6 protein-coding genes are annotated in these 6799 nt (G+C 72.1%); 2 read left to right on the forward strand and 4 right to left on the reverse strand.

Features of this window, described 5'->3' with window-relative positions; genetic code table 11:
• Positions 1-2369: transglycosylase domain-containing protein (locus AB0B89_RS33735; protein ID WP_358560954.1), on the reverse strand; the 2369-nt coding region annotated here is incomplete at its 3' end.
• A 125-nt stretch (positions 2370-2494) separates the two neighbouring features.
• Positions 2495-3799 (reverse strand): UDP-N-acetylglucosamine 1-carboxyvinyltransferase, encoded by a 1305-nt coding sequence (gene murA / locus AB0B89_RS33740; RefSeq protein WP_358560957.1) that lies wholly within the window; start codon positions 3797-3799, stop codon positions 2495-2497.
• A gap of 117 nt (positions 3800-3916) precedes the next feature.
• Between murA and AB0B89_RS33745 the strand changes: the two genes are divergently transcribed.
• Entirely contained in the window at positions 3917-4486 is a 570-nt protein-coding gene (locus tag AB0B89_RS33745) for a hypothetical protein (RefSeq protein ID WP_358560960.1), read from the forward strand.
• On the opposite strand, the gene AB0B89_RS33750 is transcribed toward AB0B89_RS33745, so the two are convergent.
• Entirely contained in the window at positions 4483-5886 is a 1404-nt protein-coding gene (locus AB0B89_RS33750; RefSeq protein WP_358560963.1) for an amidase, read from the reverse strand. The genes AB0B89_RS33745 and AB0B89_RS33750 overlap by 4 nt on opposite strands.
• 100 nt (positions 5887-5986) lie before the next feature.
• Complete coding sequence (gene ybaK, locus AB0B89_RS33755; protein ID WP_358560966.1) at positions 5987-6487, reverse strand: Cys-tRNA(Pro) deacylase; 501 nt, start codon at positions 6485-6487, stop codon at positions 5987-5989.
• A 101-nt stretch (positions 6488-6588) separates the two neighbouring features.
• Here ybaK and AB0B89_RS33760 point away from each other — a divergent pair.
• Positions 6589-6799: histidinol dehydrogenase (locus tag AB0B89_RS33760; protein ID WP_358560969.1), on the forward strand; the 211-nt coding region annotated here is incomplete at its 3' end.

Raw genomic sequence — 6799 nt, forward strand, 5'->3', positions numbered from 1 at the left:
GTACGCCGCGCCGCCTCGTCCGGTTCCACGGTGCTCCGGGTGACGGCCGGCGTCAGCGGCTCGGGCGAGGGCACGACGGCGTTCGGTTTGATCGCCCAGCGTTCCTCGACGCCGCCCGGTGAAGGCTCCCGGTATCGGCGTCGCTCGCGTGGCGGGGCCCACGGATCCTCCTCCGGGCTGATCCAGAAGGGGTCCCATCCGTCGTCCGCGTGCCGGCGCGAGTGGTGGCGGAGCCGGCCTTCCCGTCTCTCGCCCTCCTCCCCGGCCTCCAGCCGGGGTTCGAGGAACTGGTCCTCGGGCTTCAGGCCAGGAGTCGACCCGCCCCCGAACCGCCCCATGTCGGGCGCGGTGAACGAGGTCGGCGGCAGGTAGCTCAGCGCCGCCTCCATGGACTGGACCCAGATCGGGCCCGGCAGGGACGCCCCCTGGACGCCGCCGTAGGACTGGCCGCCGATCTCCACGTTGGTCAGCGGGTACTTGTAGGCGCCCCTGATGTCGCCGACGCTGACGGCCGCCGCCAGGTCCGGGGTGTAGCCGGCGAACCAGGCCGAGGTGTAGCCGTTGTTGGTACCCGTCTTGCCCGCGGCGGGCCTGCCGATGCCCTGCCCCTTCATCGTGCCTTTGGTGAAGACCCCGGAAAGGATGTGGTTGACGGCGTCGGCGACGTCCTGCTCGATGGCGTCCGTGCAACTCGGCGAGATCGCCGTACGCCTGCCGCGCCGCTCGGAGATCTCCAGGATGGCCATCGGGCGGCAGTAGCGGCCGCGGGCCCCGAACGCCGCGAAGGCGCTCGCCACCGTCACCGGGTCCATCTCGTTCACCCCGAGGGTGAAGGTCGGCACCTCCTTGAGCGGCTCGCCGTCCGCCCTGACGATGCCCAGCGACCTGGCCGTGCGGACCACGTCACACAGTCCGACGTCGCGCTCCAGCATCATGTAGAAGATGTTGACCGACTGCCAGGTGCCGGTGGACAGGCTGTGCGGGCCGCCCTTCCCCTCGCCGCCGGCGTTGTAGACGACCGAGTCGGGGTCGTTGACCTTCTTCCCCGCGCAGTTCTTGTACCCCGAGGAGGGGACGAAGCGTCCGGGGGTGTCGAAGCCCTGGTCGAACCGCCAGCCCTTCGCCAGGGCCGTGGCGAGCGTGAACGCCTTGAACGTCGACCCCGCCTGGAACCCCTGCCCGCCGCCGTGCGCGGTGTCGGCCGGCAGGTTGTACGTCGTCTTCGGGCCGTCGTTCCTGTCGCCGGGGTTGATCCCGTACTGCTTGCTCGCGGCCAGGGCGCGGATGCGTCCCGTGCCGGGCTCCACCATCGCCTCGGCGGCCACGTCGTTGTCCTTGGCGTGGACGTGCGCGGAGATCGCCTTCTCGGCGGCGCGCTGCGCGTTTCGGTCGAGGGTGGTCCTGATCACCAGGCCGTCGCGGTACAGGCGTCGCTCGCGCTCGGCGCGGGTCTGCCCGAAGGCGCGGTTGGTCGCGATCTCCTTCTGCACGTACAGGCAGAAGAACGGGAACTCGCTCTCGGAGCACCCGCCGGGCTCGGGCCGCAGGTTCAGGGCCAGCGGCGTGGCCTTCGCGGCGTCGGCCCGCACCTGCGGGATCATCCCGAGCTGCGCCATGCGGTCGAGCACGAGGTCGCGGCGTTCCAGCAGCCGCCTCTGGTGGACCTCGCCGAGGGTGGGGTCGGTGAAGTACGGCGTGCGCACGGCCCCCGCCAGGGTGGCGGCCTGGGCCGGGGTCAGCGCGGCGGCGGAGGTGCCGAAGAACCGTTGCGCCGCGGCCTGCACGCCGAACGCGCCCCCGCCGAAGTAGGCGATGTTGAGGTAGCGCACGAGGATCTGGTCCTTGGTGTACTTCTTCTCCAGCCCCATGGCGTACCGCAGCTCCTGGAGCTTCCTGCGGATGCTGGGGGCGCGCGCCATGTCCCGCTCGGCCTCCGAGTGGGCGTTCTGCAGCAGGATGTTCTTCACGAGCTGCTGCGTCAGCGAGGACCCGCCCTGCCGGATGCCGCCCGCCTTGGTGTTGGCGATGATCGCCCGCAGGGTGCCCTTGAGGTCGAGCCCCGCGTGCTCGTAGAACCGGGAGTCCTCGATGGCGACCATCGCCTTGAGCATGACGGGCGCGATCTTGCCGATGTCGACCGACTGCCGGTTCTGGACGTAGAACTGGGCGAACTGCTTGCCGTCCTTGTCGAGCAGCCGGGTGCGCTCGGGCAGCGGGGCCTCGCGCAGCATGGTCGGCACCTCGAAGAAGTCGTGCGCGGCGCTCCGCGTCAGGATGCCCGCCCCGCCGACCGCCGGGAGCGCGACGGCCGCCGCCAGCAGGCCGCCGACCACGCCCGCGACGCCGAGCGCCGCGATGCTCACCGGCACCGGACGCTCCCTTGGGCGGCGCTGCGCTGACTCGCCGCCGGGTGTCCGGCGGCCGTCGGATCCCGAGGTCACGGGGATAGAAGTGCGACCCAGGGAACGTCGGCAAACGCCCTACCGAGGAATCTTTACGCTTCCCGGTTGATCTTCAACCCAAGTGAGGTGAACTGGTCGAAAACGCGGTGGTATCCACGTTCGATGTGGTGGACGCCCCGCAGCGTCGAGGTGCCCTCGGCGACGGCCGCGGCGAGCACTCCGGAGAACCCGGCGCGGATGTCGGGCAGGGTGACGTCGGCCCCCCGGAGCTTGGAGACGCCCCTGACGACCGCGGAGTGCCGGGCGTTGGTGTCGTGGTAGCGGCATGCGGGCCCGCCTAGGCACACGTCGAAGATCTCGATCTCGCAGCCCATCTTCTGCAGGGCGGGCACGTAGACGAGCCGGTTCTCGAAGACGGTCTCGTGCAGGACCGACATGCCGTCGGCCTGCGTGAACAGGACCATCAGCGGCGTCTGCCAGTCGGTCATGAAGCCGGGGTGGGTGTCGGTCTGCACGGCGGCGGCCCGCAGGCCGTTCGGCGCGGAGGCGGTCAGCCAGTCGTCGGTGATGTCGAATGTGGCGCCCATGCGGGCGAGGGTCGTGATGGCGGTGACGAGCCGGTCCTGCGGGCAGCCGTGCACGCGGACCTCGCCGCCGGTGATGAGCCCGGCCACCAGGTAGGAGAAGGCCTCGATGCGGTCGCCCGCGAGCCAGGTGGAGGCCCCGCGCAGGCGCTCGACGCCCTCGATGACGATGCGGCGGTCGGGGCTGAGCTCGATGCGGGCGCCCATGCGCTGCAGGAACAGCGCCAGCTCGACCACCTCGGGCTCGGTGGCGGCGCCCTTGATGACGGTCTTGCCCTCGGCGAGCACGGCGGACAGAAGGATCGTCTCGGTGGCGCCGACGCTGGGATAGGGCAGCTCGATGCGGGTGCCGCGCAGCCGGGTGGCCTTGGCGAAGATGCCGGTGTCGCGCACCTCGACCTCGGCGCCCATCGCGCGGAGCGCCTCGACGTGGAAGTTGACCGGCCGCCGCCCGATGGGGTCGCCGCCGACGAGCGGGACGTACGCCTCACCGGCCAGGTGCAACAGCGGGCCGAGCATCAGGATCGGGATGCGGTTGAGCCCGGTGAAGGCCTCCGGCACCCGGGGCCTGATCTCGGGGCCGCGCTCCAGGGTGATCTCGCCCCCGCTGATGTCGACCTCGATGCCGAGCGCCTCCAGCATCGCGGCGGTGATGCCCACCTCGCCCACCTCTGGAGCGTTGTGGAGCGTGCTCGGGCCGATGCCGAGCATCGCGGCGACCATGTGCTTGGACACCGCGTTCTTCGAACCGCGTACTTCGACGTCCCCCCGCAGAGGTCCGGACGACTCGATCAGCCATACCTCTTCGCTCACGGGGGACAGCCTAACGGGGGCGGGGGCGAACCAGGAGGCGCGGCGGCGGGGCTTACATCGGTACCATGTGCGGATCCGTACGCTGGTACAGGGACGCGTGACAGGCGAGGTGATCGGGTGCGGCATCTGCGGGACTTCGTGGCGACCGTGGTCGTGCTCGCCCTCTTGGGCGTGGCGGCGGGTTTCCTGTGGTCGGCCCTCGCCCCCCGCACGCCGTACGTCATCACCAAGACGGGCCCCGAGCTGACCGACCCCACCACCCAGTCCCTGATCGCGGCCGATGGCTGGTTCGCCGTCGTGACGGGCGTCGCGGGGCTCGCCTGCGGGGTCGTCGCCTACCTGATCGCGCGCACGGGGCGCGCGATCGCCCTGCTGGCGGGGCTCGCGGTGGGCGGCCTGCTCGCCGGCTTCCTCGCCCTCAGCGTCGGCACGTCGCTGGGGGGCTCGATGGTCCAGGCGGCGGCGCCGCGTTCGGCCGGGCTCGGGTCCACGGTCGACGTGCTCGGCGTCACCGCGCGCGGCGTGCTGCTGAGCTGGGCGCTGGTCGGCGTCGCGATCTTCGGCATCCTTGAGTCCGTCGACGGCCGCGACACGCCCGAGCCGGAGCCCGCGCCCGTGTCACCCGTGCCCGTGCCGCCCGTGCCCGACCCCGGCGACGGCCGCGACGGGGGCCACCAGCCCCGTTAGCGGCCGAGCGCGGGGCGCCTCGCCCCGTGGCCGGTCGCCCGCTCGAAGGCGTGGGCGGCCCTGAGCACCGTGAGGTCGTCCCACGGCCGCCCGATGATCTGCACGCCGACGGGCAGCCCGCCCGGGGTGAACCCGCACGGCACCGAGGCCGCGGGGGCGTGCAGGACGCTGATCCAGTACGCCGAGCGCATCCACGCCAGGTAGTCGGGCATCGGCGTGCCCGCCACCTCGGTGACGTACGGCTGGTCGACAGGGAAGGGCGGCACCTGGCTGACCGGGGCGATCAGGATGTCGTGGTCGTCGAAGAAGGCGTTCATGCGCTGGAACAGGCCGCTGCGCAGGCGTTCGGCGCGTGCCAGGTCGGCGCCGGTGACCTCGCGCCCCCGCTCGATGTTCCAGGCGACGTTCGGGCCGACCTCGCCCGCGGGCAGGTCGCCGAAGGCGCTCGCGTAGTACCAGGCGCGGTAGGTGCGGAACGCGTCCTCGGCGTCCGCGAGGTCGAGATCGACCTGCTCGACCTTGGCCCCGAGGCCGGCGAGCACGCCCGGCGCCCGCGCCGTCACCGCGGCCGTCTCCGGGTCCACGGGCAGCCCGCCGAGGTCGGGGCTCCAGGCCACCCGCAGGCCCGCCAGGTCGCACTCCAGGGGCCCGGCGAAGGCCGAGCCGTCCTCCCTGACGGCGAACGGCGAGGTGGGCGCGAAGCCGGAGATGACGCTCATCAGCAGCGCCGCGTCGCTGACGGTCCTCGCCAGGGGGCCGGAGACGCCGAGGCTGAACCAGGCCGAGGTCGCCGAGGCGTCGGGCACCCGGCCCGGGGTCGGCCGCAGCCCGACCACGTTGCAGAACGACGCGGGGTTGCGCAGGGACCCGCCCATGTCGGATCCGTCGGCCAGCGGCACCATGCCGGAGGCCAGCGCGGCGGCGGCCCCGCCGCTGCTGCCGCCCGCGCTGCGGGTGAGGTCGTAGGGGTTGCGGGTGGCGCCGAACACCTCGTTGACGGTGTGCGAGCCGGTGCCGAACTCCGGCGTGTTGGTCTTGCCCACCGTGATCGCCCCCGCCGCCCGCGCGCGCCGCACCACCAGCGCGTCGGCCTCGGGCACGTGACCGGCGAAGATCGGCGAGCCGTACGTCGTGCGGATGCCGGCCGTGTCGGTGAGGTCCTTGTAGGCGATGGGCAGGCCGTGCAGCGGCCCCCGCCAGTGCCCGCGGACGAGTTCGTCGTCGAGCTTGCGCGCCTGCGCGAGCGCCTGGTCGGCGACCAGCGTGACCACCGCGTTGACCTCGCCGTTCACCTCGTCGATCCGCCGGAGGTGCGCCTCGGTCAGCTCGGCCGCGCTGATCTGCCTGTCGCGCAGGAGGCCCAGCATCTCGGTGGCGGACAGATAGAACAGCTCGGTCACTCTCGCTCCTTCGGGCACGCGGGGCCTGGTGTCATGGCAGGTGACGCCAGTCTGGTCACCCGAAACGCCGGAAGGCGACGGCAAGGGTTGCCAAGCGTGGTCAGGGCGCCTTGCCGATGGGAGCGGTGACCGCCTGGGTGAGGCGCACCAGCTCGGCGGGGGCGGTCTCGATCTGCAGCCCTCGCCGCCCGGCCGAGAAGTAGATCGTCTCGAACTCCAGCGCGGAGGAGTCGACCACCGTGGGCAGGGCCCTGCGCTGCCCGAGCGGGCTGATGCCGCCGACGACGTAGCCGGTGACCCGCTCGACCTTGGCCGCGTCGGCCATGGCCGCGCGCTTGCCGCCCAGGGCGGAGGCGAACGCCTTCAGGTCGAGCTTGCCGGAGACGGGCACGACCGCGACCGCGAGCCCGGTCTCGACCTCGGCCACCAGGGTCTTGAAGATCCGCTCGTACGGCAGGCCGAGCGCGTCGGCGGCCTCCTCGCCGTACGCCTGGGCGTTCGGGTCGTGGTCATAGGGATGGAGGGTGAAGCCGATCTCTGCCCTGGCCAGCGCCACGGTGGCGGGAGTGCCCTGGCCTCCCTTGTTCTTCGTCTTGCTCACGGCCCCCAGCTTAACGGCAAGTTAAAATCTACAATGTAAAGGCGCCGTCCGAATGGCGGACTGGAACCGGATCGGGGTGCCACCCTCCGTAGACTGGACCGGTGATATCCCGTATCGACCTGCGCGGGTCCCTTCCGGACGACCTGCGCGACGTGCTGCCCCGCGCCGAGCTCGACGTCGAGGCCGCCCTTTCGAAGGTGCGGCCCATCTGCGACGATGTGCGCCATAGGGGAGTGGCGGCCGTGCGGGAGCTGACCGCCCGGTTCGACGGCGTGGAGCTCGGCTCCACCCGCGTGCCCGCCGAAGCGGTTC

The organism is Sphaerisporangium sp. NPDC049002 (assembly GCF_040649355.1).
In the GTDB taxonomy this organism is placed as follows: domain Bacteria; phylum Actinomycetota; class Actinomycetes; order Streptosporangiales; family Streptosporangiaceae; genus Sphaerisporangium.